Here is a 23,743-nt window from a genome sequence, read left to right on the forward strand (position 1 = left end):
CTAGCCGAGAGTCACGGTTCCGGCCGCGCCGTCCACGGTGATCAACTGCCCGTCACCGATCACCGTGGTCGCGCCGGGCACGCTGATCACCGCCGGGATGCCGTACTCGCGGGCCACCGTCGGGCCGTGCGCCATGATCGCGCCGGTCTCGCTGACCAGCGCCGCCGCGGTGAGGAACAGCGGCGTCCAGCCCGGGTCGGTGGTCGCGGTGACCAGGATGTCTCCCGGCTCGACCCGGGCCGTCGCCGGGTCGCGCACGACCCGGGCGGGGCCGGTCACCCGGCCCGCCGAGGCGCCCACTCCGGTGAGCACGCCGTCCGGGCCGTCTCCCGGCGGCAGGAGGCGTTCGACGTCGGTGCCGTCGGAGAGCAGCGCCACCGGCACCGCGGTCCGCCGTGACTCGGCCCGGTGGGCCGCCTTCCTCGCCGCGGCCAGGGCTCGGTGATCCACCTGCTGGTGGACGGCGGCGCCGACCTCCTCCAGGTCGAGGAACATGATGTCGCCGGCCTCGTCGAGGAGCCCGGCCCCGGCCAGTTCGGCCCCGATCAGCAGCAGTTGCTCCCGGACCGCGCGCAGGTGGTAGAGCCCGGCGAACTTTCCCGCCTCCCGTAGCCCGGCGAGAGCGCGGGCCCGGCGCAGCAGGAAGACGGCGAGCCGCCCGCGCACCGGCCGGCGCCGGGCCCGCGCCGCCAGGTCGTTCAAGGCCGCCTCACCGGCCGCGGCGGCCCGCTCGAACCGTCGGTCCGGCGCCTGCTCCGGATCGTCGAGGCGCAGGTAGCCGGCGAGCGCGGCGAAGACCGGCGCCGGATTCTCCGCCCAGCGCGGCACACCCAGGTCGGCCTCGGCGACGCCGCGGTGCCCGTACCGCTGAAGGAAATCGGTCAGCCCGAACTCCGGAAGATCGCCGAGGCGGTAGCGCTCGGCGAGCTCGGCGGGCGGGGCGCCGAGCAGCAGCGACCGGTGCTCGCCGGCGTCCCGCGCGATCCGCCACAGCGCGAGGTCCATCTCGATGGTGATGTTGTGCGGTACTCCGCCCAGCACGGCGTGGATCTCGTCGGGGCCGGCGAGGCCCTTGAGGAGGTGCGCCGGGAGCGTGCCGGCCAGCATCCCGGCCACGATCGGCCAGGTGATCGTGTCGGTGTGCCCGCCGGCGCCCTCGCTCGCCCGGTCCTCGCGCACGAACCGCAGGCGCTCGCCCGGCGTGCGCAGATCGTCCGGCGCGGCCGACGCGGCGCGCAACTCGTCGACGGCGGCGTACAGGCGCCGCCGGGCCTTGCCGGGCCGGGCCAGGGCCCGGGTGATTCCGGTCAGCGCGCGGGCCGCCGTGCCCAGGCTCCCCGCGGGCGCGGACCGCTTGCCCTCCGGGCGACGCGGCGCGAACCGCGGGTCGGCGAGCACGTGCTCCATCGCCGCCTGCGCGCGCGGCCCGAAGTCCACCGCCATCAAGGGGACCAGGCGTTTGCGGGCAGTGGGATGGCGGGCCAGATCGGTCAGGTCGCCGTAGAGCCGGCCGCCGATGTCGACGATCTCGGCCGTGAAGCCGAGGGCGGCGAGCATCGCGGCGACCGTCTTCTTGAGGGTGGCCATGCCCATCGGGGTGACCGGCCGGAGCATGCCCTGCACGTGCCCGAACTCCACGTAGACGCGCGGATCGTCGCCGCTGTCCGGCGGCGGCGGGAACAGTGTGGTGATCGGCCGGGACTGCAGCAGCCACAGTTCGCCGTCGTGGCCGACGGCGAACTCCACGTCCTGAGGGCTGCCGAACGTCTGCTGCAGCCGTGCTCCGGCGGCCCGCAACCCGGCCAGCCAGGCCGGGCCGGGCACGTCGCCGTCGAGCAGGTAGCGGTCGACCTCGGCGGCGCCGTCCACCACGCTCGTGCCCGCGGCGGCCTCCACTAGCATCTGGGTGCGGCAGCCGGTCAGCGGGTTGGCGGTGAACAGCACCCCGGCCGTCGTGGCGTCGACCATCCGCTGCACCACGACGCCCATCGCGATGCCCGTGTCGTCGACGTCCCGGGCCTGCCGGTACGCGACCGCACGGGGGTGGTGCAGCGACTCCCAGCACCGTGCGACGGCCGCGACCAGTTCCGCCTCGCCGCGGACGTCGAGAACCGATGCGTACTGCCCGGCGAACGCGGCGCCGGGCAGGTCCTCGGCCGTCGCGCTGGAGCGCACCGCCACCGGGCCGCCGCCGAGTCTCCGGTAGGCGTCGAGGATCTCGGCTTCCGGCAGCACGCCACCGCGGTGGGCCGCGACGGTGACGCAGAAGCCGGGAGGCACGCGCTCGCCGCGCCGGATCAGCTCACCCAGGGCGGCCGCCTTGCCGCCCGCCAGCTCAGCGGTCGCCTGGTCCAGCGGGATCACGTTCATGTTTTCACAATACAGTCGTATTGCATCGTCCGGCAATGGGTGCGCCCGACGGCGTCCCCGGGGGCCGATCCTGATCTCCGGTCGCTGATCCGCCGGATGACGGGTGGGCGGGGGACCGCAGGGGTCCCGCCCCCCGCTACTCAGCGGTCAGCTGCCGGGCCAGCCGGTCCAGGCCGTCCCTGATCAGCCGCCCGTACTCGTCCTCGCCGAGCGCGCCGATCCCCGCCCGTGCCCGCCGCAGGTGCTCGCGGGCACGGCCGAGATCGCCGAGCCTGCGGTAACACTCGGCCAGGTTGAGGTGCAACGACGGATACAGGCCGGCCACCGTCATCGGCACCCCGGCCTGAGCGACCCGGGCGTCGGTGAGCGAGCCGGCCGCCGCCAGCGCCCGCTGATCCCAGACCAGTTCCTGCTGGACATCGTCCTGCACATCGGCCATCGAGTGCGCGAGGACGCACACGTGCAGGGGATCGCCGCGCTCCCCGCCGATCTCGTCCCAGATCCGCGCGAACAACTCGCGGGCAGCCTCGCGCCGGCCCTGAGAATGATGCAGCTCCACCCCGTGGCCGATACGGGCGAGTGTCGCATCGGTGACCATCGGCCGCCTTCCGCTATCGCCGCTGCCGGGAGTGGCCCGTCGCCTGGGCGACCAGGGCCGCCGCCACGTCGCGCAGCTTGCGGTTGGTGTCCTGCGAGATCTTGGTGAGGACGGCGAACGCCTCGTCGGCCGTGCATCGCCGGCTGCCCATGACGATGCCCTTGGCCTGGTCGATGACGGCACGGCTCGCCATCGCGGCCCGCATCTGCTCGGCGAGGGTCGCGGTGCTGTCGTACAGGTGCGCGTTGGACAGCGCCACCGCGGCGTAGTCGGCGAACGTCTCGGCGACGACGATCGTGTCGTCGGCGAAGGCGTGCGGCGCGGTGGCGTAGACGTTCAGCGCGCCGACGACGGCTTCCTGAACCGGCAGGCCGATCGACAGGGAACTGTGGACACCCTGTCGCGACGCTCGCGACGTCCACGCGGGCCAGCGGGTGTCGGTGGCCATGTCCGGCACCGAGAGCGTGGCCGCGGCGACGGCCGCGTCAAGGCACGGCCCGTGACCCGAGTCGTACTGCGACTGGTCCAGGGACAGCGCCAACTCGCCGGTGAAGGACGCGGTATGCGGCCGGTCCTTGCGCAGCAGAGTGACCGAGACCTCCCCGGCGCCGGGGATCGTGCGCTTGGCGAGGTCGGCGATCGTGTGGAGGACGCCGCTGAGGTCGACGTCACCCAGCTTGATCCGGCCCAGCCGGGCGAACGCCTCGGACGGAGCCATGGGTTCCCTGGTGCCCAAAAGACCACGCCCCTGCCTAGGGCGCATCGCCGGCACCGTGATGGTCTCCGGGCCATGCGCGGGTCGCTGCAGGACGCCACCGTGGGTGGGTCCGCGCCGCTCTGATGACGCCGGCTCGCGCACGCCATGGGACGTCCGCCACAGACCTCCGAGTTTAATCGCGGACGCCGGGCGCGGCTAGGCGGCGTCGACACTCGGGCACGCCGTGGGCTCGCGAGGGTCTCGTCTCACCCCGAGCGGTGCCCGCCGCGCGGGGTCCGGCTCGCCGGCCGTCCGATGAACCGTGCCGTTCGGCCCCTTGCTAAGTTCCCATGCAGTTTTCCGGATGGAAATGGGATGTTCTTCCTTGCTGACTGAGATCTCGACCGAGCGCTCCGTGACGGAGCCACCCCCCTGTGCCGTCATCTCCCGCCGCCGGACGACCCCGGAACACGTGGTCGTCACCACGGTGGACCGCTGACCCCATGCCCATGCTCACGGACGGCCCGCGGGCCGAAGCGACGGCGATGCCGAAGCGACTGGACTCCTTGACGAGCCTGCGGTTCTTCGCGGCCTTCGCGGTGTTCGCGCACCACTTCACCGGCCTCGGCGGCCAGACCGGGTTCGGTCGCGCCCCGGCGATCTTCCCGTTCTCCGGGATCGGCGGGCACGGTGTCACGTTCTTCTTCGTGCTCTCCGGCTTCCTGATGATGTGGGTCTTCAAGCCCCGTGAGCATCCGTTCGTCTTCTACTGGCGCAGGATCGGCCGGATCTGGCCGGTCCACCTGGTCGTCCTGCCCGCCGCCGTCTACGCGTTCTCCATCGCGGCCGGCAAGGACATCGACTGGCCCAGCGTGATCTCGTCGGTGTTCCTGGTGCAGACCTGGTTCCCGAACGTCACGCCCACCCTGCCGGGCAACCCGGTGACCTGGACGCTCAGCGTCGAGCTGCTCTTCTATGCGCTCTTCCCCCTGATCGCCCCGGTCGCGGCCCGGATGCGGACCCGCCGGCTCGCGCTCACCGCCGCCGCCGGCCTGACCGCCATGTGGGCGGTCAACTGGATCGCCGACGCGAACCTCGAACCCGCGATGGCCCGCTGGGTGATGCGTCATCCGCTGGTCTACCTGCCGGAGTTCATGCTCGGCATGACCCTGGCGCTGGCCGTCAAGCGCGGCTGGCGGCTGCCGCTGCGCCCGATCGTCCCGATCGCCGGGCTGCTGCTGTACGTCTACGTGTACTACCAGCAGCGGTGGCCGTACTCGGACTTGGTGGCGCACCAGCTGGAGTTCACCATCCGGCCGACGGTAGCCGTCCTGGCGGCCCTGATCATGCTGGCCTTCGTGCAGCGGGAGATCGCGGGGCACCGGGGCGTCCTCAACCACCGGCTGCTGGTCATGCTGGGCCTCTGGTCGTACAGCTTCTACCTGATCCACCACACGATCAGCCGGCTGGCGACGTACGAGTGGGGCCGGATGCCGAGCAGCAACGCCGTGCTGTTCACCATGATCGGCATGGCCGTGGTCACCAACGTGATCTGCTGGGGACTCTTCACCTGGGTCGAGGAACCGGCCGAGAAGTGGTGGCGCGAGCACACCCCGAAGCGGTGGCTGAACCGCGGCGGGGAGACCGGCGGCCGGGCCCTGCCCCCGGCGCCCCGCACCGCCTCCGCCGCCGCCTCCGCCTCCGACCCCGACCCCGATCCCGACCGGCGCGCGCCCGCGCGGGCCCCGGCCTGACCGGATCATGTCGGCCGACGGCGGCACGGCGATCGTGGTGTGCGAGGCGGCGGCCGGGACCGGCCTGGCCGCCGTCGGCTGACGCGGCGTTCCGGTCAGCTGTTGAACAGCTGCGCGACGATGGCGAGGACGCGGTCGACCGCGGTCCCGTGCCCGCCGCCGCAGTCGTGCACGCGCGTGGTCGACGACGGGCTCACCAGCTCGTACTCGAAGCCGTCGTTGCACACCGGGGCGTCCGGCGGCGTCGTCCGGCCGGCGAATTCCGGCGCGGCCAGCAGCAGGCGGAGTTCGTCCATGGTGGCGGCCGGCAGGGAGGTCCGCACGGCCGGCCCGCCGCGGCGCGTCACGACCGCTGTGCCGTCCGCCGTGATCGAGACGTGATCGTCGACGCCGGCGAAGCCGCCCCGGCGGCTGACGGCGAGCGGAAACGCCTTCTCCGCCGCGGCGGACGCCGCCGGTGAGGACGCCGCTGCCGGGGACGCCGGCGCCGTCCCGGCCTCGGTGGACGCCGGGACGGAAGCGGCGGGCGCCGAAAGCGACGGTGACGGCGACGCCTCGCCGCCGCTCTGGCATCCGGCCGTTGCGGCGAGAAGCAGAACGGCCAGGACTACGGAGGTGTGTGACTTCTGCACCGGTTCCCCATGGTTGTCGACGGAGACCACGAGGGCGAGGACGCCACCGCGGTCGAAGGCGGTCGGTCGGCCTTCGGCCGGCCCGTCGTCACCGAGAAGGCGACACCCGGGCCGGCGTACGGGAGACCCGGTAACGATAGGCGTAGGCGGCGGCCACCGGCGAAGCGTGCCGCCGTCAGATCCCGGGGAGGCCGGCGAGCCCCGCGGCCAGGCCGAGCACGGCGCAGACGCCGAGCACCCGCAGCACGGACCAGCCCCGCCAGAAGATCAGGACGGCCGCGACGGCGGCGATGACCAGGGGAGTGGCCCGGGCCGAGGCCAGTTCGGGCAGCGTCAGGCGCAGCGGCCCGGCGTCGACGTCCCGGACCCGGCTGAACAGGGTGTGGACGGCGAAGTAGAGACCGAGGTTCGCGATGACGCCGACGACGGCGGCGGTGATGCCGGTCAGCGCCGCCGACAGCGACCGGTTGCCGCGCAGCCGTTCCACGTAGGGCGCGCCGAGCAGGATGAACAGGAAGCACGGCACGAACGTCACCCAGGTCGTCAGCAGCGACGCCACCACACCGGCCACCCACGGATCCAGGCTGCCGGGGTTGCTGTAGGCCCCGAGGAACGCCACGAACTGCACCACCATGATCAGCGGACCGGGGGTGCTCTCGGCGAGCGCGAGACCACGGACCATGTCACCGGCCGACAGCCAGGCGTAGTGCTCGACGGCGCGCTGGGCGACGAACGCGAGCACCGCGTAGGCGCCGCCGAACGTGACCACCGCGGTGCCGGAGAAGAACAGCCCCTGCTGGGTGTAGACGCTGTTCGTCCCGGTGAACACCGCGAACAACGCGACCGGGATCAACCAGGCGGCCAGCCCGACGCCGAGGATGGTGGCGGTGCGGCGCCCGGACGGCCGCTCGTGGTGCAGGGTGTCGTCGGAGATCAGCGGCTCCGGGCCGTCCTTCGCCGCGCCGTGCCCGCCGGAGGACTCCACCAGGGCGGGACGCCACCGGTGCAGGGCCCACCCGGCCAGCGCCGCGGCGGCGACCACGATGGGGAACGGCACCGCGAACGCGGCGAGAGCGAGGAAGGCGATCACGGCGAAGGCGACCAGGGTGCGGTTGTTCAGCGCCCGGCCGGCGACCCGCCACACCGCCTGCGCGACGATCGCCACCACGGCCGGCGCGAGGCCGGCGAACAACGCGGCCACCACCCGGGTATCGCCGAAACCGACGTAGACCGCCGAGAGCGCGAGCAGGGCGACCACCCCGGGCAGGACGAACAGGGTGCCGGCGACCAAGCCGCCGCGGATGCCGTTGAGCAGCCAGCCGACGTAGATGGCCAGCTGCTGGGCCTCCGGGCCGGGCAGCAGCATGCAGTAGTTCAGAGCGTGCAGGAACCGCTTCTGGCCGATCCAGCGGCGTTCGTCGACGAGGTGGCGCTGCATGACGGCGATCTGCCCGGCCGGGCCGCCGAAGGTCTGCAGCGAGATGCTGAACCAGGCGCGTACGGCCCGGCCGAACGGGACGACGTCACCCGCCGGCACGGCAGACGGAAGCGCGGTGCCGCCGGGTTCGGTGGTGGTCACGGTGTGTGTCTCCTGGTGGGTTCAGCCCGGGGTGCGGTTCAGCAGCACGGCGCGTCGCTGGTATTCGTACAGGCCGTCGAAGAGTGGCCCGGTCAGCGCCAGAACCTCCTCGTCGTCGCGGATCATCGACAGGCCACGGAGGATCACGTCGAGGCCGGGGCCTTCCGGGGCGTCGTAGCGTTCGTCGGCCAGGTCGGCCTCGTGCACGATCTCGGCGATCTTCCACAGCACCGGATCGTGCAGCTCGTAGCGGCGCAGGATCGTCTCGAACGAACAGTCACCTCGGTGGTGTCCGAGCTCGACCCCGCGCATGTCGAAGGCGGTGGCGTCGCCGGGCACCGCCGTGCGGTCATCGACGAAGAGGAACTCCGCGTCGGGGTCGATGTGCCGGCGGATCAGCCAGGCGCAGGCCGCCCGGTCGATGTGCACGCCGGCGCGGGTCGCCCACCTCACGCCCGCTCCTTCTCGGTCACGGGCCGCCCGGCCTCGGGCCGCCCGGCCTGCGCGGCGAGGTCCTGCACCGCGAGCCGGGCGGAATCCCGCTCGGCCGGCGGGAAGTAGTCACGGTCGGCGATGCGGCGCAACTCGCCGCGGAGCCGGCGCACGGCGCGGACGCGCTCGGCCTCGTCACCGGCGGCGGCGCGGGCTTCGCCGATGACCGCGCGGTACTCGGCGGCGCGGGCCGCCCGCATCGCCGCGACGACGGCCCGCTCCTGCTCGACGCTGCCGGGCTCGGCGATCCACAGCGTGGCGGCGCCGCCGTGCTCGACCACCTCCTCGGCCACCCAGTCGAGCTGTTCCCGGGTCCGCTCGTCGGCGGGCAGCGCGATCAGCCCGTCGCCGAGCCGTGCCACACCGAGGCGTTCCAGCTTGCGCCACACCGCGATCCGCGGCTGCGACGGCTCTCTCGGGATCCGGTACGACAGCAGAACCCACCGCCCGCCCGTCTCGACACGCTCCACCGCCACACTGTAACCACGGTTACCGAGGCGGGGAAGTCCGCAGCGCCGGCCCCATCGAACTCGTGGTGATGCCGCGAGGTTCACTGTGGCGATGACGGTTCACGACGTGGCGGCCGCTCTCCCCGGCATCGCGGTGCTTCGCGAGCGGTGCCGGGCGCTGGCGATGCTGGAGGCGATCATCAACAGGGAGCCGGAGTCGCGGCGCTACTCGTTCGATGCGCGCTGGGCGCCGGGCACGCAGCTGGCGTCGATGCGCAACGGAGGCGGCGACGACTGGTCGATCGTCTTCTCGCCGGACGGCTGCTTCGTCCGGGGCTTCGACCACGAGTCGCCGATGAGCCCGGTCCAGAACGATGACGAGCTGTGGCCGGGGCTGGTCGACACGGTGCCGGAGGTCTTCGCCGACTACGTCGCCGAGCCGGCGTTCAGCTTCGACGGCACGTTCAAGGCGACGGTGTGCCTGTGGCGGCGGCACGGCGATGACCGGTGGCACGCCGGCGGGCCGGCCTTTCCCGACGGTGACGATCCGGACGGCGCCGACTGGCTGTTCCAGTTTCTGGTGGACGGCACCCCGGCGGCCTACCGGTGCGGCGCCGAGGCCCACTACGGGACCACCCTGGACCTGGAGGCGATCGGTGAGGTCTTCGCCGGGCGCCCGCTGACCGGCGAACTGGTACGCCGCCTGGACGCCGGTCTGCCGATGACCGGCCTCGCCGGCGATCTCGCCCGGATCGGCTACCCGTCCGAGCCCTGACACCGGGCGGCCGCCTGACGCGGGGCGGGCTCGCCGGACGCCTGCCGGCCGCGGGCGATCGGCCCTCAACTCGGCGATGACGCCTCGTACCGGGCGGCGATGGCGGTGGCGCGGTCGCGCAGGGCGGTGCGCAGCCACGGCGGCGCCAGGGCCTCAGCGTTCATGGCGAGCTGCCACAGGGCCCACTCGGCATGGCGCGCGTCCTGGAAGCTCACCTCCAGGCGCAGCCAGCCGTCCGCGCCGGCCTCCTCGGCGTGCACGGCCAGCGCGGTGCCCACCAGGTCCTCCCGTCGTGCCGGGTTCACCCGCACCAGCACGGTGACCGGGTCGCCGCCGGCCCGGAACCGGGTGCTGCGTTCCTGCCAGGCCCGGTCCAGATCCACCCGGTCCGGTCGCTGTGCCGGCTCGTCGAGTTCCTCGGCGGCCACGATGCGCGACAGCCGGTACGTGCGGTCCGCGCCGGACCTCGTGGCCAGCAGATAGCCCTGTTCCCGCACGGTGACCAGGCCGATCGGGTCCACGGTGCGCCACCGCGGGGCCTGGCCCACGGCCGCGTAGTGGATGCGCACCTTGTGCCCGGCGAACACCGCGCGCCGGACCTCGGCCACGATGCCGTCGGGAACCTCGTCGGCGGTCAGCCGCCGCGACAGCAGGTCGGTCTCCGGGTCGATGAGCAGCCGCCCGACCGCTCCGGCCGCGGTGTCCCGCTGGCTCTCCGGCAGCGCGTCGACCACCTTGAGCATGGCCGAAGCCAGCGCCGAGCCGAGACCGAACGCCTGCGCGCCGCGCCGCGACCCGGCGACCAGCAGGGCGAGCGCCTCGTCGTGGTTCAGTCCGGTGAGCTCGGTCTGGAAACCGGGCAGCAACGCGAAACCGCCGTGCCGGCCGCGTTCGGCGTAGACCGGGACGCCGGCCGCGGACAGCGCCTCGATGTCACGCAGCACGGTGCGGGTGGACACCTCCAGCTCGCGGGCCAGGGTGGCGGCGGACAGCCGACCACGCTGGCGCAGCAGCAGCACCAGTGAGACCAACCGGTCGGCTCGCATGCGACGAGATTATGCCCGGAATACACGACACAGGATGTCGTGATTGCCTGCCAGGCTCACCAGCACGTGGGTTCGAGTCCTAGCTGCCCACACTCTCGACGAACGGATCTGAGATGACAATGGATCGATCGGCCGTCAACCCGTGGACCTGGTCGGCGGCGCTGGGGTACAACCAGGGTGAGGTCGTCTCCGGGCACACCCGGACCCTGTACTGCGCCGGGCAGACCGCGATGAGCGCCGACGGCAAGCCCCAGCACGCCGGTGACATGGCGGCGCAGGTGGCGTTGAGCCTCGACAACCTGGAGGCGGTTCTCGGCGAGGCGGGCATGTCCCTCGCCGACCTCGTCCGGCTCACCGTCTACACGACCGACGTCGACCGGATCTTCGAGCACTACGGCGTGCTGGCGTCGCGGCTGGGCGCCGCCGGAGCGGCGCCGGCCACCACGATGCTCGGGGTGACACGGCTGGCGATCCCGGACCTGATGGTCGAACTCGAGGGGACCGCCGTCGCGTGACGTCACCTCGCCGGCTCCGGCAGGGCCCGCCGGGCCGCTGATCGATCTCGGCCACCGCCACCGGAGTTTCCCGCGATCCGGGTGGCGGTGGTCGCCGGATTCTGTGCTACGGTTGCCCGGTTGCAGTTTTGATTTCCGTAGACGTTTTCGGCGCCTGATGGGTTATCTGAAACCCACCTGGCGCTTTTTCGTTTGGCGTGTCGGTTCCGACACAGGTGATCAACGCAGCGGCGTGCGAGGCCGCACAGTGCGGTTTCAACAGCCTGCGAGGAGCAGACATGACTACAGGTACCGTGAAGTGGTTCAACGCCGACAAGGGCTTCGGTTTCATCAGCCAGGACGACGGCGGCGCTGACGTCTTCGCCCACTTCTCGGCGATCTCGGCGAGCGGTTTCCGCAGCCTCGAGGAGAACCAGCGCGTGGAGTTCGACGTCACCCAGGGCCAGAAGGGCCTGCAGGCGGAGAACATCCGCCCGCTCTGATCCACACTTGCGAACGGCGGCCCGGCTGGTACAGCGGGCCGCCGTTCGGCGTTTCACACGGGCCCGGCCGGGCCGGGCCGGCTACCTGTCGGCCGTAGCGGCCCGGCGAGCCGCGCGGCGGTGCTGCTTGACCGCGTACATGGCGGCGTCCGCGCCGCTCAGCAGCAGCGAAGGGTCATAGCCCCGGTCCGCGGCCAGGCCCAGGCCGATGCTGCAGCCCGCGACGACCTCGACCTCGCCGGTGGGCAGGCGGAGCTGGTAAGGCACGCTGACGGCCCGCTCGATGCGTTCGGCCAGCAGTTCGGCCTGTTCCGCGGTGAGGTCGGCGCAGGCGACCACGAACTCGTCGCCGCCGAGACGGGCCGCCAGGGCGGACAGGCCGGCGGCGTCGGTCAGCCGCTGAGCGGCGGTGACCAGCAACTGGTCGCCGGCGTCGTGGCCGTAGGTGTCGTTGACCGCCTTGAACCCGTCCATGTCGATGAAGAGCACCGCGACGTCGGTGCCGAGGTGCCGGCACCGGTTCAGGGTGGCCGCCAGCGACTCCAGGAAGAACGCGCGGTTGGGCATCCCGGTGAGCACGTCGGTCTCCGCCTGCATCCGGATGCGCCGGAAGAGCAGCGCCTTCTCCAGCACCAGGCCGCCGACGTCGACCAGGTGTTCGAGGAAGGTGCGCGCGTCGGTGCCCGGCGCCGGCCCGCCGGTGATCAGCAGCCGCCCGGCGCTCGGGTCCTGCGCGCCCAGGCTCATCGACAGCACGCCGGGCAGGGCCGGCAGCCGGTCGGCGGTGATGTTCCGCGGCCATTCCGCCCCGCCGGCGGCGGCCAGTTCCTCGCCGTGGGCGTTGTTGAGGTAGACGGCGGCGCCGGCCACCGGCACGTGCTCGATCAGCGTCTCGACGATGTTGCGGGCCGCGGTGGCCACGTCGACCATGCCGGCCAGGCCGGCGGTCACCGTGTTGAGCCGCTGCAGCCGGTGCAGCTGCTCCTGGCTCCGCCGGTACAGACGGCCGTTGTCGATCGCCAGCGAGATCCGGCTGACGACCCCGATCAGTTCCTGGACGTCGGCCGTGTCGAAGGGACGGTCCTCCCGTCGCGCCAGCAGCAGATAGCCGAGGTGCTCGTCCCGGACGGTCAGCAGGCCCCAGGCGAGGTGCCGCGGCTCGGTGACCACCAGCCAGTCGGGGGCGGCGTTCTCCTCGACCGGAGCGGCGGCTACCGGGAACACCGAGGTGAGCCGCTGTGCCGCGGCCGGCCGATCGACCGCGCCCGGCGGCAGGTGGCGCCCCGCGATGCCCCACTGCGCCGCGAGAAGCAGCCCGTCGTCGCCGTCCTCCGGCGGGGTGAGCACCGCCGCGACGTCGGCGTCGAAGAGTTCGGCGACCTCGCACACCGCGCAGTCCAGCACGTCGGCGACCTCGGTGACCTTGCCGAGAGCGATGACGAGCTGCGCCAGCCGGGTCGCCCGGGCCAGCGCGCGGGCCGAGACCGCCCGTGATGTGGCCAGCTCGGCACGGAGCCGGCGGATCTCGTCGTCGGGACGTGCCGCATCGGTGTTCCCGACGGCGCCGGGAGCCATGTCCACCATGTCAGAACGCGAGGACGACGACGGTGGCGTTGTGGAACCCGGTGGACCCGGTGACGCGGGCGAACTCCCCGTAGGTGAAGAACCCGGCGAAGGGAACGCCGGCCAGTTGGCCGGCGATGGCGGCCGCCTCGTCCGGCACGCTGTCACCGAGCGGCGCGACCCGGCCGGTGCAGCTGAACACCAGCGCTCCCCGTGGCGGGGCGCTGAGCCGGCCGGCCGCGGTGGCGGCGGCCAGGCCGGCGGCCTCCACCAGGTCACGCTGGTTACCGGCGAGCACCTGCACCACGGACTGCTCGCTGACGTGACCGAACATCACCAGCGACCCCTCCTCCGTACGGCCGAGAATGTGCCGTCCGTCGAACGTGCCGGCGGCGTTGGCCAGGCCGAGAGGGTGGTCGTACGTCAGCCGGGCGAAGGTGGGGTTGGCGCCCTCGTCGGGTTCGGAGACCATGGCGACCGCGCCGCGCTGCGACAGGTACACGTCCACCGCGGGACGTCCGTCGAGTTCGTGGATGATGTTGCGCTCGGCGCGGGTCACCACCATGGGATCACCGATCGGATGCCAGCCGTGGGCCACACCGATGCCCAGCGGGTACGGCGAGTTGATCCAGACCGCGATCAGGCCGTTGGACATCACTTTGCCCTCGGCGAACTGGTAGGTGGCGGTCATCGAGACGTCCTCCGCCGCCGCGCCGCCGACCAGAGGCACGGTGGCCCCGGTGACCGCGTAGCTGCCGCGCACCACCTCCCGCTGGTCGCCGGCCAGCCCGTCGGAGAGCATCAGCAGCACGGAGTGTTCGCCGTCGCCGCCGGCCCGCTCCCGGGCCGCCTCGGTGACCTGCTTGGCGGCCCGGCCGAGGTCCCCGCTGACCGAGTCCGCCGCGGCGATCCCGAAGGTGAGGTCCGCCGCCGGCAGATAGGTCGCCACCGCGCCCCGCGCGACACTCTGCGCCGAGGTGAACCCGGCGTACGCGGTGCAGCCGACCACCTGGGCCGCCCCGGCGGCCTCGGCCGCCGCCTCGAAGAAGGGGAGCGGCTCGTATTCGATCGTGGAGAACACCATCACCAGGTCCTGCGGCCCGGGCGTACGGCCGGACAGCGCCGCGGTCACGCACTCCCTCGCCGCGACCGCGGGATCCGTCGCCACGCTGCTCCCGCAGCCCGCACTCGGGCGGTCGTCGTTCGCCATCATCCCGCGCCCCGTCCTCGTCCCGCTAGCCGGCCGCCATCCCTGAGACTCCTATCGGCCGGGCCGCGGCTGATTGAACCGGTATCAGCGGATTGCCTGCGGCCCGGACGCTGTCGCGCGATCGTCGGCGCTGGTGATCCGGTCACGGCCGTCCGCTTTCGATCGATACAGCAGCATGTCCGCCTCCCGCAGCAGGTCCGCCGCGGAGCCGTGGCCGTCGGCCGAGCTGCTGACTCCGATGCTCGTGGTGACCGGCAGGTGACCGGTGACCGGCCGCCAGTCGTGCCGCCGGATCGTCTGGCAGAGCCCGGACATCTCCGCGACCGCGCCGGGGCCGTCCACGCCGGGCATCACGAAGAGGAACTCCTCGCCACCGAGGCGCGCTCCGAAGGAGCCGCTGAGCGTCTGCGCGCGGGCGGTGAGCAGATCGGCGATCTGCCGCAGGACCCGGTCGCCGGCCTCGTGGGAACAGGTGTCGTTGATGCGTTTGAAGTAGTCGAGGTCGAGGACGGCGACCGACAGCGCGGTGCCGGTCTCGGCGGCACGGTGCAGCAGCAACGGCAGCTCGGCGTCGACGAACCGCCGGTTGTACAGCCCGGTGAGCGGGTCACGCATGGCCAGCTGACGGGCCCGTTCGCCGGCCCGGAGGGCCTCCTCGGTCTCGTACATCACCTGGAGCACGCGGGTACGCGCGTCGCGCTGCGCCGAGTGCAGTCGCATCGCCGCGGCATGAAAGGCCTTGTGCGCGGTGAACGCCTCACCGAACCGGCCGGCCGCGGCGAGCAGTTCCGCGCCCACCCGCTGGGCCTCGACCTCCACGGCGGCGAGTCCCCGCTCGGCGCACAGACGCCGGCAGCGTCGCAGAGCCGTCTCGGCCTGGTCGAGCTCGCCGGCCATGCGGTACGCCTCGGCCAGCGTCACCAGGCAGCTGGCGACGGAGTTCGCCTCCTCGTACTGATTGCTGTACTCCTTCTCGGAAGGCTGCAGCAGCGCGATCGCCTCGGCATGACGGCCGGCCGACAGCCAGATCTTCCCCACCGTGTCCCGGGTGCTGTCGTCGAGCACCAGGTCGTGCCTGCCGACGAGCGCGAGGAGGCGGTCCGCCGCCTCGGAGGCCGCCGCGTTCTCGCCGGCCTGGAACTCGGTGTAGGCCAGGTTGTTCAGGATCAGGAACCGGACGTTGATCTCCGCGGTCGCGACGGCCATGCGCTCCGCCTCCGCGTACCGTTCCCGGGCCGCGGCGTAGTCTCCGGTGTCCCCGTAGGTGTCGGCCAGCGCCAGGGTGCACCGCATGCGCAGCCTGGTGGAGGCGGCCGGCGTCATCGTGGGGAGGATCTCCATCGCGCGCACGGCGTGCTCCACCGCGGTGGTGGCGTCACCGAGCTGGGCGAACAACCCCGACAGGTGCCAGTGGCTGAGCGTCAGCAGGTGTGGGTGCCGGTGCGCGACGGCCCAGGCGTGCACGTCGTGCAGGATGCGGCCGGCCGCCGGGAGGTCACCCTGGCGGCTCAGCATGTCAGCCTCGATCATCCGGGTCCGGTGGCGCAGATCCGGCCGGTCGATCCGCTCGGCCCGGTCCGCCAGGCGGCGCGCCCGCACGATCATGCCGGCGGGATCGTGGTCCAGACGAGGCTGCTCCTCGATCGCCGCGATCTCGGCTTCCACCCGCTGTTCCTCCGCGGTCTCGCCGTCCACGGCCTCAGCCCGGCCGAGCCCTGCCCACGCCACCATGTCGCTACCATCGGCCGGTCCGCGCCGTTCTTGACCGATCGGTGGTCCTCCGCCGTGACCGTTGGTTCCCGCTGCCCGGCGCCAGCCGCCGTCATCGGCTCCGCAATCTGCGGAAAGACCCCCGGCGGCGCCCGGCCGTGACGAATGCGTCGGTCTGGAGTGGGTACGCCTTTTCCCGACACTGTTGCGTTGGAAGGAGTTTCCTGTCATGACGACCGCCCGCGAGATCATGACCCGTGATGTCACCTGCGTCGGCGAGAAGGAGTCGCTCGTAGCGGCTGCCCAGAAGATGGCTCAGCTCAACGTGGGTTCGCTGCCGATCTGCGGCGAGGACAACCGGCTGCACGGGATGCTGACCGACCGCGACATCGTGGTGAAGGCGATCAGCCAGGGCCGCAACCCGGCCGAGATGTCGGCGGCCGAGCTCGCCCAGGGCAAGCCGGTCACCATCGGCGCCGACGACGAGGCCGCCGAGATCCTGCGCACCATGGCGCAGTACAAGGTGCGGCGGCTGCCGGTCATCGACGGCCACCAACTGGTCGGCATCGTCGCCGTCGCCGACGTGGCCCGCGCCCTGCCGGACCGCCCGGTCGGCGACCTGCTCGACGCGCTCAGCGAGTAGCCACCCACCACGACAGGCGAAGCGACCCGGGGCCGAGGCCCCGGGTCGCCTTTCTTTTCGCTCCCGCGGGCCCCGCGGTGTGGCGGTCAGCGGGACTCGTGACCGGTTTCACTCGCCGCGGAAGATCACCTTTTTCCTGCCGACTCCGCACCATATCGGGCGCTTTCTGCTGGTCATGGCGCGTCTCACCGCCGCCAGGCGGCGGTCGATGGTCGATGCGGTGTACCGGATGGGATCCAGATCTGTCAGGATGACGTCCTCAAAATCGCATATTGATAGTTCGATCGACTCGGCAGGCAACGTTCCGCGGCCGAGTCACGTCTTGTCTGTGTACGGCCATGGATGGCGCCGACCAGGACCCCTCGATTGTGAGAGCGATGATTCAGCGACGTAAGGTCATCATCGGCGCGATGGGCGTGGCCGCGGCCGCCACGGCGGCCGGGTGCTCCTCCTCCGGCAAGGCGAGCACCGGCACCACCTCCTGGGTCGAACCGGTGGCGAACACCGAGAAGCCGGCCGCCGCGCCGGTTCAGCTGACCGTGACGCCGGCGAGCGCTGCCACCGGCGTGGTGCCGACGGAGCCGATCGTCGTCACCGCCGCGGGCGGCACGCTGAAGTCGGTCAAGGTCACCGCCGGCAAGACCGAGGTCGACGGCTCCCTGCAGGCCGACGGGACCTGGCGCTCGACCGGCGACCTCGCCTACGGCAAGACCTACAACGTGGTCGCGACCACCACCGACAGCCTGGGCGCGTCGAGTGAGCACACCTCCACCTTCGCCACGGTGAAGCCGTCCGCCCTGGCGAAGATCACCTTCCAGGCCAACGGGCTGAACGCGCTCAAGACCGGCGGCACGTACGGCGCGGGCCAGCCGGTGATCGTCGCGTTCAGCCGTGCCGTGAACAAGGCCGCGGCGGAGAAGGCCATCGAGATCAAGACCTCGCCCGCCGTCGAGGGCAAGTTCTACTGGAAGGACGACAAGACCGTGCACTGGCGTCCGGCGAAGTACTGGGCCGCCGGCACGACCGTCAAGGTCAAGGTCAACGTGTTCGGCGTCAAGCTCGGCAAGGACGTGTACGGGGAGAAGAACGCGTCCACCGACTTCCAGGTCCGGCGCCAGCTGATCGCGGTCAGTGACAACCGGACCCACCTGACGAAGGTTTACATCGACGGCAAACTCGTGCGCACCATGAAGAGCAGCCTCGGCAAGGGCGGCGGCACCACCGGCGCGAACGGCGAGAAGATCAGTTACTGGACGGCGGGCGGTCCCCACGTCGTGCTGCAGAAACTGCGCAAGCACAGCATGAGTTCGGCGAGCTACGGCGTCAGCGACCCCAAGGACCCGAACTACTACGTGTCCGAGAACATCGAGTACTGCACCCGGATCTCCTACTCCGGCGAGTTCCTGCACGCCGCCCCGTGGAACAAGTCGCTGGGCCGGGCGAACCTGTCGCACGGCTGCATCAACCTCAGCGAGGCCGACGCCAAATGGGTCTACGAGAACTTCCAGCTCGGTGACATCGTCGACGTCAAGAACACCCCGCGAGAGCTGCAGATCTGGAACGGCCTCGGCGACTGGACGGTCCCGTTCGACAGGTACGGCCGCTGACCGCCGCCGTGCGGGCGGTCAGCCCGGCGCCGTCCGGCTGGTGAGATCGGCCTCGGTGATCTCCGGATCACCCGGGCCGGGACCCCGGCGACGACGGTCATCGGTGGGACGTCACGCGTCACGACGCTGCCAGCGCCGACGACGGCCCCGTAGCCGATCCGGACGCCGGGGAGCACCACGACGTTGCTGCCGATCCAGACCTTGTGCTCGATCCCGATGGGTTCGGCCAACCGCCGGAAGCCCTCTTTTCGCCGCTGCCGATGACTGCCGGCAAGTCTCTCTGATCAATGCCGGCACGGCGGACGCGGGCAGGACGGCCCGGGGCGGGGCACGCCCGCGGCGGTTCTAGTGCGGGATTCTCGACATCGTGCCCACGGGACGCGACGCCGCGGAGACGGGGGCGAGGCCGTTAGGTGACTCAACGGCGCTCGGCAGCGTGAAGGTGAAGCAGGAGCCGCCGCCGGGGTCGTCGGTGGCGGTGATGGTGCCGCCGTGCCGTTCCACGATGCGCCGGCAGATCGCCAGGCCGAGCCCGGTGCCCAGATAGCCGCTGTCGACGTGCGCCCGGTGGAAGTTGCCGAAGATCGCCTCATGCTGGCCTTCGGGGACGCCGATGCCGTTGTCGACGATGCGTACGGTGACCATCGCGCCGTCCTGACCGGCGGTGATCCGCAGGGCCGGGACCACCCCCGGCGCGGTGTACTTGATGGCGTTCCCGACCAGGTTGTCGATCAGTTGCCGGACCAGCACCGGATCGGCCTGGACCGGGGGCAGCCGGCCGATGGTGAAGCGCGGCTCCGGTTTGCCGGACGCCACCGCCGCGTCCGCGCGGGCGACGGCGATGTCCGCGACCACCTCGGCCAGGTCCACCCGGGCCGGGGCGACCATCGCCTGCCGCACCGTCGCGTAGGACAGCAGACCGTCGATCAGGCCACGCATCCGCGCGGAGGCCTGCGCCAGGCGGGCCAGGTCGGCGCGTGCCTGGTCGAGATCGGGATGCTCCGGTACGCCGTCCAGCGCGTCCCGCGCCGCCGCTGCCCACCCGTCCACGCTGGCGAGCGGGTTGAGCAGGTCGTGGGCCACCATGCCGGCGAAGTTGATCAGCTCGTCGCGGTGCCGGCGTTCGGCGGTCACGTCGTGGAAGAGCACCACCGTGCTGAAAGTGCCGTTCGGGTGCGCCAGCGCGGTGGCGGTCACCCGGACCACCCGGCCGTCCGGCACCCTCTGGTTCTGGACCAGCATGTCGACCCCGGAGACCTCCTTGTCGGCGAGCGCCTGCAGGTAGGCCAGCTCGCCCTCGGCGTAGCGGGCGCCGTCGACCGGGCGCAGGCCGGACCAGTCGGTGCCGCTGAGGACGTCGTCCCGGCCGGCACGCCCGCCGAACAGGTCGGCGACGGCCGGGTTGCGCAGCGTCACCCGGCGGTCCGGGCCGATCACCGCGAGGCCGTCGGCCATCGAGTCGATGATCGCGGTGAGCAGGTCGGCGTGGTGCGTGATCTCCGCCTTCTGCCGGGCCAGTTCGACCTGGCGGGCGGCCAGTTCGGCCTTCTCCTGCGCCAGGGCGGCCAGCAGCCTCCGCCGTTCGTCGCGCGCCAGCGCCAGGGACAGCCCGACCAGAGCGACCAGGATGGCGAAGAGCTGTACCACGACCGCGCGCTGGGCCACGTCGGTGACCAGGGCGAACGGGCCGGACCCGGTCAGGGTGTACCGCAACGCGAGGAGACTGACCACGCAGTTGTGCAACAGCACCCAGGGGGTGCTCAGCCGGGTGGCCACCAGGACCGTGAGGCCCAGCAGGGCGAACGACACGGGGACGTGGTTCTCCGCCGCGAACACCGCCAGGTATCCGGCGACGCCGGCGGCGCTGATCCCGGCGATCTCGGCGATCCGCCAGGGCGGGGTGGGGCCGCGGTGACGCCACCAGCCGGCGATCGAACGATGCTCGGCCCGGAGCCGGTGGATCGCGGCGCCCGCGCAGATCCCGGCGGACCCGATGATCAGGATGCTGGCCGTGTGCCGGGCCACCGACATGGTCGTGACGACGGTCGGGAACGATCCGGTGATCAGCCGGCGGCCCACCATGCTGACGGCGCTGGCGGCGATGGTCGCCGTGAAGCCGGCGCCGGTCAGGGCCCACAGGTCCCACGGCGAGCGCAGCGGCGCGCTGCCTCCGGCGCCCCAGAGGTGCGGACTCCACCGGCGCAGCAGCCGGAGGAAGACCGCGACCTGCACCAGCCCGACGATCCCGGCGACGACGCCGATGGCCGGGGAGGCTCCGGTCAGCCAGTTGGCCCCGCCCAAGATCACCGGGAGCAGCAGCATGTCGAGGCGGCGGGTGGGTGCCCGGCGGTGTGCGCAGAACCAGACCACGGCGACGCCCGCGGCCGGCCAGACCAGGTTGATCTGACTGCCGAGGAGGAAGTGCCGTCCGGTGTAGCAGGCGGCGGCGTAGACGATGGCGAACAACGTGGTACGAGCGAGGGACAGCCGGTAACCAGTTGTCACCTCTACCTCCCGCTCTACCTCCCGCGCGACGGTCGTCCTCTCCCTATCGGCCGGTTTCCACCGGCGCTGAGACGCGCCGTGAGGGAGGTGCGCGCCGAGGGCGGACCGGCCGGCGGTCGTGGCCGGGCCACAACGGCGGCCCCGAACACCAGCGCGCACACGATCGCATAGGCCACGGCCGGGGGCGGCGCGTTCCCGGCCGTCCACAACAGCGCGAAGACGGCGAGGTAGGCGACGCCGCCGTACAGCGGTCCGCGGTCGAGGAAGCGGTCCGCGCCGCCCCGTGCCGCTTCGAGCCGCGGCTGCCGCCGGAAGTGGTGCCGGAAAGCAGCGGCGGCGACCAGCGTCAGCGCGGCGAGTTCGGCCCACAGCACCGCCGCGCGGCCGGTCGCGCCGAACGGCGCCGTGGGTGCGGAGAACACCATCATGGCGAGTGGGGTCAGAATTCCCACGGCCGCGGTACGCCAGGCGAACGACCACCCGGGAAGCGGCCGGCGAGCCAGGAGCAGCCGGGTCAGCAGCGCGGTCCCGAACGGGGCGGCGGCTGCGAAGATGACCGCGCTCGTCAGCGGAGCGTCACCGAGCATGGGCGCGTTCGACGGTGCGGCCGGGTTCCACGTCCACCAGCGCAGGCCGGGCCCGAGCTGGTCGAAGATCTCGTAGCCGGCGTGGAACACCACCGCCACGCAGGCCGCGCCGATCAGCGGATGCCGGCGGTCCAGGATGCCGGTCCGCTGGACGATCGTGTAGGCCAGGTACGTCATCGCGGGGTAGAGCGCCACGATGTACAACGGCAGCCGGTCGAAGAGGAACTGCACCGTGAACACGTTGTGCACGAAGATCAGCCCGACCGGCTCGTCGAGCCCGAAGCGGTCGGGGAAGTACAGCGGCGGTTCCAGCAGCAGCACGTAGACGACGGTGGCGAGCCACAGCCCGAGGTTCGACAGGTCGCCGCGGCGGCGCCACCAGAGCACCGCGTGCACCAGGGCGACGACGGCGCCCACCACCATGAGCAGTTCGAGGACGGGTTGTGTCCAGCTCTGCAGCGTGCCCGGATCACGGACGGTCACCACCGGGTTCGCGGTCGCGCAGTCGATGCCGCCGAGCGTTCCGGCCAGGGCCGTGAAGTCGGCGTGGCACGGGCCGACGGCGCTCACCGGGCGGTCGCCGAGTAGTACGTGCTGAGGTCGAGGCCGCGGTCGTACGCCGCGAACCAGTCGGCGGCGAACGTCGGCAGCGGTTCGTCGGCGGGCCGGTGATGCGGCACCTGCGAGCGCAGCAGCCGGTAGGCGAGCACCGCCATCTCGGCGTTGCCGGCCGGGGCGAACGGCGAGGGCGGTGCGATGCCGAGCCGGTGCCGCCAGCCCGCGGGCACCGGGAGCCGGGTGACGATCTCCTCACGGCGTACGCCGTCGGGGGAGATGTTGCGGTATTCGGCCCGGCGGTCGGCCTCGGGCACGTGCCGGTCGAAACCCCGCAGGATGTTCCGGTACACCGTCATGACGTGCCGGAACGTCGCGCGGGTCACGCGGGCGCGGTACCACCGGTTGCGGACGACGGCGTCGAAGACGACGAGCGCCGAGCTGCGGTGCTCGACCTCCTCGCAGAAGTGCCACAGGAACAGCGAGGCCACCCGTTCGTCGCCGGGGCGGAACAGGACGTCCTCGTGATCCAACATGATCTTGAAGAGTGGGGTGAACGTCGCCTCCAGGTCGGCGGTGTAGGCGAGCTGCCATTCCAGAGGGCGGGTGCGCAGCAGGTGGTCGTAGCTGGCGATCGCCTCGTCGACCACCTCCTGCAGGCCGGGATACTTCGCGACCAGCACGGCGACGTGCCGGCGGTGGTTGTTGGCGTGTTGCGCCTCCTGACGCAGGAACGACTCGGCTTCCTCGGCGGCCTCGGGATCGGTGATGCGGGGGATGGCCTGCCGGGTGGACGCCACGATGAACTTCTCGAACGCGACGGCGATGATGCTGATCGCGTTGCACATGAGGCCGAACTTCGGATGGCTCGGCAGCCATTGGAACGGGATGGTCTCGTCCAACCGGAAGTTGATGCGGCGGATGGGCAGATCCGTCATGGCGCACCTCTCAGCCTGACACCGGAACCCCAAAACTAGAACAGGTTCTATATTGGTGTCCACTGCCGCCGGCTGCCGGCTCACGGTCTCACCGGCGGCCGTCCCACGGGGTTGCGCAGGGCATCCGCGGTGAACGCGTCGCCCGGATAGAAGGATTCGATGCACAATTCCTCGACGGTGATGTCGAGGGGCGTGCCGAACGTCGCCACCGTGCTGAAGAAGGTGACCTCCCCCAGATCGGTACGGACCCGCAGAGGCACCATGATCCGGCCCGGTCCGGGCGCGTCGAGGTCGGGTTCGGGCTGGTCGCACGGATATCCGTGCAGTTCCTCCGCCAACTCGGCCAGGCGCGGGTCGCCGCTGAACGACACCTGCCGATGCAGCCGGTGCAGAAGATGCGCGCGCCACTCGCCCAGATTGACGATGTGCGGGGCCAGCCCGTCCGGGTGCAGGCTGGCCCGCAGCACGTTGGCGTGCGGCGGGGTCAGCAGCGCCGGGGACACCCGGCTGGTCATCAGCCCCAGCGCGGCGTTGGCGTCGACGATGTTCCAGTACCGGTCGACGACGACGGCCGGGTACGGCTCGTGGCCGGTCAGCACCTGGCGCACCGCGTCGCGGACGGCGCGCATCACCGGGGCCTGCAACGGTGTCTCCGGGTAGGCGGGGGCGTATCCGGCGGCGAGCAGCATCCGGTTGCGCTCGCGCAGCGGGAGGTCGAGACGGTCGGCGAGTTGCAGGACCATGTCGCGGCTCGGGGTGGACCGTCCGGTCTCGACGAAGCTGAGGTGCCGGGCGGAGACGTCCGCCTTCAGGGAGAGTTCGAGCTGGCTGAGCCGGCGGCGCCGGCGCCACTCGCGCAGCAGCGCGCCGACGGTGGCCGGCTGGGTACCCGAGAGAACCGTCATGCCGGCCAGTCTTCCGGCCGCGCGATCCGGCGTCCATTACCTGCCGGGTAATCGACGGGCCACCGGACCGGCTGCCATATTCCTCCCGGCTGCACGGCGACCTCGCCGGAGGAGCCCCGACTAAAGGGAGT

22 protein-coding genes are annotated in these 23,743 nt (G+C 72.0%); 6 read left to right on the plus strand and 16 right to left on the minus strand.

Annotated elements, in window-relative coordinates; all coding sequences use genetic code 11:
- From QLQ12_RS37145 to QLQ12_RS37155, 3 genes are all read right to left on the minus strand, one after another.
- The gene (locus QLQ12_RS37145) at nt 1-2,370 is read right to left on the minus strand and encodes a PEP/pyruvate-binding domain-containing protein (protein WP_282765565.1); all 2,370 of its coding nucleotides are present in this window, start codon (nt 2,368-2,370) and stop codon (nt 1-3) included.
- Between the two features lie 136 nt (nt 2,371-2,506).
- Complete coding sequence (locus QLQ12_RS37150) at nt 2,507-2,968, minus strand: hypothetical protein (RefSeq protein ID WP_282765566.1); 462 nt, start codon at nt 2,966-2,968, stop codon at nt 2,507-2,509.
- Between the two features lie 13 nt (nt 2,969-2,981).
- Nucleotides 2,982-3,686, minus strand: coding sequence for a GAF and ANTAR domain-containing protein (locus QLQ12_RS37155; RefSeq protein ID WP_282765568.1), 705 nt, complete (start codon nt 3,684-3,686; stop codon nt 2,982-2,984).
- A 482-nt stretch (nt 3,687-4,168) separates the two neighbouring features.
- Between QLQ12_RS37155 and QLQ12_RS37160 the strand changes: the two genes are divergently transcribed.
- Nucleotides 4,169-5,419, plus strand: coding sequence for an acyltransferase family protein (locus QLQ12_RS37160; RefSeq protein WP_282765569.1), 1,251 nt, complete (start codon nt 4,169-4,171; stop codon nt 5,417-5,419).
- Nucleotides 5,420-5,514: 95 nt separating this feature from the next.
- Here QLQ12_RS37160 and QLQ12_RS37165 read toward each other — a convergent pair whose 3' ends face one another.
- The 4 genes from QLQ12_RS37165 to QLQ12_RS37180 form a co-directional block, all read right to left on the minus strand.
- Nucleotides 5,515-6,051: a hypothetical protein gene (locus QLQ12_RS37165; RefSeq protein ID WP_282765571.1), complete on the minus strand. Its 537-nt coding sequence runs from the start codon at nt 6,049-6,051 to the stop codon at nt 5,515-5,517.
- 175 nt (nt 6,052-6,226) lie between these two features.
- Entirely contained in the window at nt 6,227-7,630 is a 1,404-nt protein-coding gene (gene chrA, locus QLQ12_RS37170) for a chromate efflux transporter (protein ID WP_282765573.1), read from the minus strand.
- 21 nt (nt 7,631-7,651) lie between these two features.
- Nucleotides 7,652-8,083, minus strand: a complete 432-nt coding sequence (locus tag QLQ12_RS37175; protein ID WP_282765575.1) for a chromate resistance protein ChrB domain-containing protein — start codon at nt 8,081-8,083, stop codon at nt 7,652-7,654.
- Nucleotides 8,080-8,592 carry a Chromate resistance protein ChrB gene (locus QLQ12_RS37180; RefSeq protein WP_282765577.1) on the minus strand — a complete coding sequence of 171 codons (513 nt, stop codon included), beginning with the start codon at nt 8,590-8,592 and terminating at the stop codon, nt 8,080-8,082. Before QLQ12_RS37180 ends, QLQ12_RS37175 begins: the two co-directional genes overlap by 4 nt.
- Nucleotides 8,593-8,677: 85 nt before the next feature.
- Between QLQ12_RS37180 and QLQ12_RS37185 the strand changes: the two genes are divergently transcribed.
- The gene (locus tag QLQ12_RS37185) at nt 8,678-9,346 is read left to right on the plus strand and encodes a hypothetical protein (RefSeq protein ID WP_328518337.1); all 669 of its coding nucleotides are present in this window, start codon (nt 8,678-8,680) and stop codon (nt 9,344-9,346) included.
- 65 nt (nt 9,347-9,411) lie between these two features.
- Here QLQ12_RS37185 and QLQ12_RS37190 read toward each other — a convergent pair whose 3' ends face one another.
- Nucleotides 9,412-10,392 (minus strand): helix-turn-helix transcriptional regulator, encoded by a 981-nt coding sequence (locus QLQ12_RS37190; protein ID WP_282765581.1) that lies wholly within the window; start codon nt 10,390-10,392, stop codon nt 9,412-9,414.
- Between the two features lie 113 nt (nt 10,393-10,505).
- On the opposite strand from QLQ12_RS37190, the gene QLQ12_RS37195 reads away from it, so the two are divergent.
- Entirely contained in the window at nt 10,506-10,907 is a 402-nt protein-coding gene (locus QLQ12_RS37195; RefSeq protein WP_282765583.1) for a RidA family protein, read from the plus strand.
- A 278-nt stretch (nt 10,908-11,185) separates the two neighbouring features.
- Nucleotides 11,186-11,389: a cold-shock protein gene (locus QLQ12_RS37200; protein ID WP_282765585.1), complete on the plus strand. Its 204-nt coding sequence runs from the start codon at nt 11,186-11,188 to the stop codon at nt 11,387-11,389.
- Nucleotides 11,390-11,470: 81 nt separating this feature from the next.
- On the opposite strand, the gene QLQ12_RS37205 is transcribed toward QLQ12_RS37200, so the two are convergent.
- The 3 genes from QLQ12_RS37205 to QLQ12_RS37215 all read right to left on the minus strand — a co-directional run bounded on the left by QLQ12_RS37205 (nt 11,471) and on the right by QLQ12_RS37215 (nt 15,893).
- Nucleotides 11,471-12,973 carry a sensor domain-containing diguanylate cyclase gene (locus QLQ12_RS37205; RefSeq protein ID WP_282765587.1) on the minus strand — a complete coding sequence of 501 codons (1,503 nt, stop codon included), beginning with the start codon at nt 12,971-12,973 and terminating at the stop codon, nt 11,471-11,473.
- A gap of 1 nt (nt 12,974) precedes the next feature.
- Nucleotides 12,975-14,120, minus strand: coding sequence for an FIST signal transduction protein (locus QLQ12_RS37210; RefSeq protein ID WP_282765589.1), 1,146 nt, complete (start codon nt 14,118-14,120; stop codon nt 12,975-12,977).
- Between the two features lie 126 nt (nt 14,121-14,246).
- Nucleotides 14,247-15,893 carry a tetratricopeptide repeat-containing diguanylate cyclase gene (locus tag QLQ12_RS37215; RefSeq protein WP_282765591.1) on the minus strand — a complete coding sequence of 549 codons (1,647 nt, stop codon included), beginning with the start codon at nt 15,891-15,893 and terminating at the stop codon, nt 14,247-14,249.
- Nucleotides 15,894-16,101: 208 nt separating this feature from the next.
- On the opposite strand from QLQ12_RS37215, the gene QLQ12_RS37220 reads away from it, so the two are divergent.
- Both QLQ12_RS37220 and QLQ12_RS37225 read left to right on the plus strand, forming a co-directional pair.
- Complete coding sequence (locus tag QLQ12_RS37220) at nt 16,102-16,515, plus strand: CBS domain-containing protein (RefSeq protein WP_282765593.1); 414 nt, start codon at nt 16,102-16,104, stop codon at nt 16,513-16,515.
- A gap of 377 nt (nt 16,516-16,892) precedes the next feature.
- Nucleotides 16,893-18,122, plus strand: coding sequence for a L,D-transpeptidase (locus QLQ12_RS37225; RefSeq protein WP_282765595.1), 1,230 nt, complete (start codon nt 16,893-16,895; stop codon nt 18,120-18,122).
- Here the strand turns inward: QLQ12_RS37225 and QLQ12_RS37230 are convergent.
- From QLQ12_RS37230 to QLQ12_RS37250, 5 genes are all read right to left on the minus strand, one after another.
- Nucleotides 18,008-18,301, minus strand: a complete 294-nt coding sequence (locus QLQ12_RS37230) for an LbetaH domain-containing protein (protein WP_328518338.1) — start codon at nt 18,299-18,301, stop codon at nt 18,008-18,010. The two genes, QLQ12_RS37225 and QLQ12_RS37230, sit on opposite strands and share 115 nt — an antisense overlap.
- 166 nt (nt 18,302-18,467) lie before the next feature.
- Complete coding sequence (locus tag QLQ12_RS37235) at nt 18,468-20,627, minus strand: ATP-binding protein (protein ID WP_282765598.1); 2,160 nt, start codon at nt 20,625-20,627, stop codon at nt 18,468-18,470.
- 14 nt (nt 20,628-20,641) lie between these two features.
- A complete protein-coding gene (locus QLQ12_RS37240; protein ID WP_282765599.1) occupies nt 20,642-21,784 on the minus strand; it encodes a DUF7802 domain-containing protein in 1,143 nt (380 codons plus the stop codon).
- Nucleotides 21,781-22,707: a metal-dependent hydrolase gene (locus QLQ12_RS37245; RefSeq protein WP_282765601.1), complete on the minus strand. Its 927-nt coding sequence runs from the start codon at nt 22,705-22,707 to the stop codon at nt 21,781-21,783. The genes QLQ12_RS37240 and QLQ12_RS37245 overlap by 4 nt, the downstream gene beginning before the upstream one ends.
- 80 nt (nt 22,708-22,787) lie before the next feature.
- A complete protein-coding gene (locus tag QLQ12_RS37250; protein WP_282765603.1) occupies nt 22,788-23,612 on the minus strand; it encodes a helix-turn-helix domain-containing protein in 825 nt (274 codons plus the stop codon).
- Between the last annotated feature and the right edge of the window lie 131 nt (nt 23,613-23,743).

The sequence above is a fragment of the Actinoplanes sandaracinus genome (assembly GCF_030009775.1).
Taxonomy (GTDB): domain Bacteria; phylum Actinomycetota; class Actinomycetes; order Mycobacteriales; family Micromonosporaceae; genus Actinoplanes; species Actinoplanes sandaracinus.

What these genes read in the sequence shown, in the direction of transcription:
- QLQ12_RS37145 (WP_282765565.1), bottom strand. Translation starts at nt 2,370, where the DNA reads ATGAACGTGATCCCGCTGGACCAGGCGACCGCTGAGCTGGCGGGCGGC.
- QLQ12_RS37150 (WP_282765566.1), bottom strand. Translation starts at nt 2,968, where the DNA reads ATGGTCACCGATGCGACACTCGCCCGTATCGGCCACGGGGTGGAGCTG.
- QLQ12_RS37155 (WP_282765568.1), bottom strand. Translation starts at nt 3,686, where the DNA reads ATGGCTCCGTCCGAGGCGTTCGCCCGGCTGGGCCGGATCAAGCTGGGT.
- QLQ12_RS37160 (WP_282765569.1), top strand. Translation starts at nt 4,169, where the DNA reads ATGCCCATGCTCACGGACGGCCCGCGGGCCGAAGCGACGGCGATGCCG.
- QLQ12_RS37190 (WP_282765581.1), bottom strand. Translation starts at nt 10,392, where the DNA reads ATGCGAGCCGACCGGTTGGTCTCACTGGTGCTGCTGCTGCGCCAGCGT.
- QLQ12_RS37195 (WP_282765583.1), top strand. Translation starts at nt 10,506, where the DNA reads ATGACAATGGATCGATCGGCCGTCAACCCGTGGACCTGGTCGGCGGCG.
- QLQ12_RS37200 (WP_282765585.1), top strand. Translation starts at nt 11,186, where the DNA reads ATGACTACAGGTACCGTGAAGTGGTTCAACGCCGACAAGGGCTTCGGT.
- QLQ12_RS37205 (WP_282765587.1), bottom strand. Translation starts at nt 12,973, where the DNA reads ATGGTGGACATGGCTCCCGGCGCCGTCGGGAACACCGATGCGGCACGT.
- QLQ12_RS37215 (WP_282765591.1), bottom strand. Translation starts at nt 15,893, where the DNA reads ATGGTGGCGTGGGCAGGGCTCGGCCGGGCTGAGGCCGTGGACGGCGAG.
- QLQ12_RS37220 (WP_282765593.1), top strand. Translation starts at nt 16,102, where the DNA reads ATGACGACCGCCCGCGAGATCATGACCCGTGATGTCACCTGCGTCGGC.
- QLQ12_RS37225 (WP_282765595.1), top strand. Translation starts at nt 16,893, where the DNA reads ATGATTCAGCGACGTAAGGTCATCATCGGCGCGATGGGCGTGGCCGCG.
- QLQ12_RS37245 (WP_282765601.1), bottom strand. Translation starts at nt 22,707, where the DNA reads ATGACGGATCTGCCCATCCGCCGCATCAACTTCCGGTTGGACGAGACC.
- QLQ12_RS37250 (WP_282765603.1), bottom strand. Translation starts at nt 23,612, where the DNA reads ATGACGGTTCTCTCGGGTACCCAGCCGGCCACCGTCGGCGCGCTGCTG.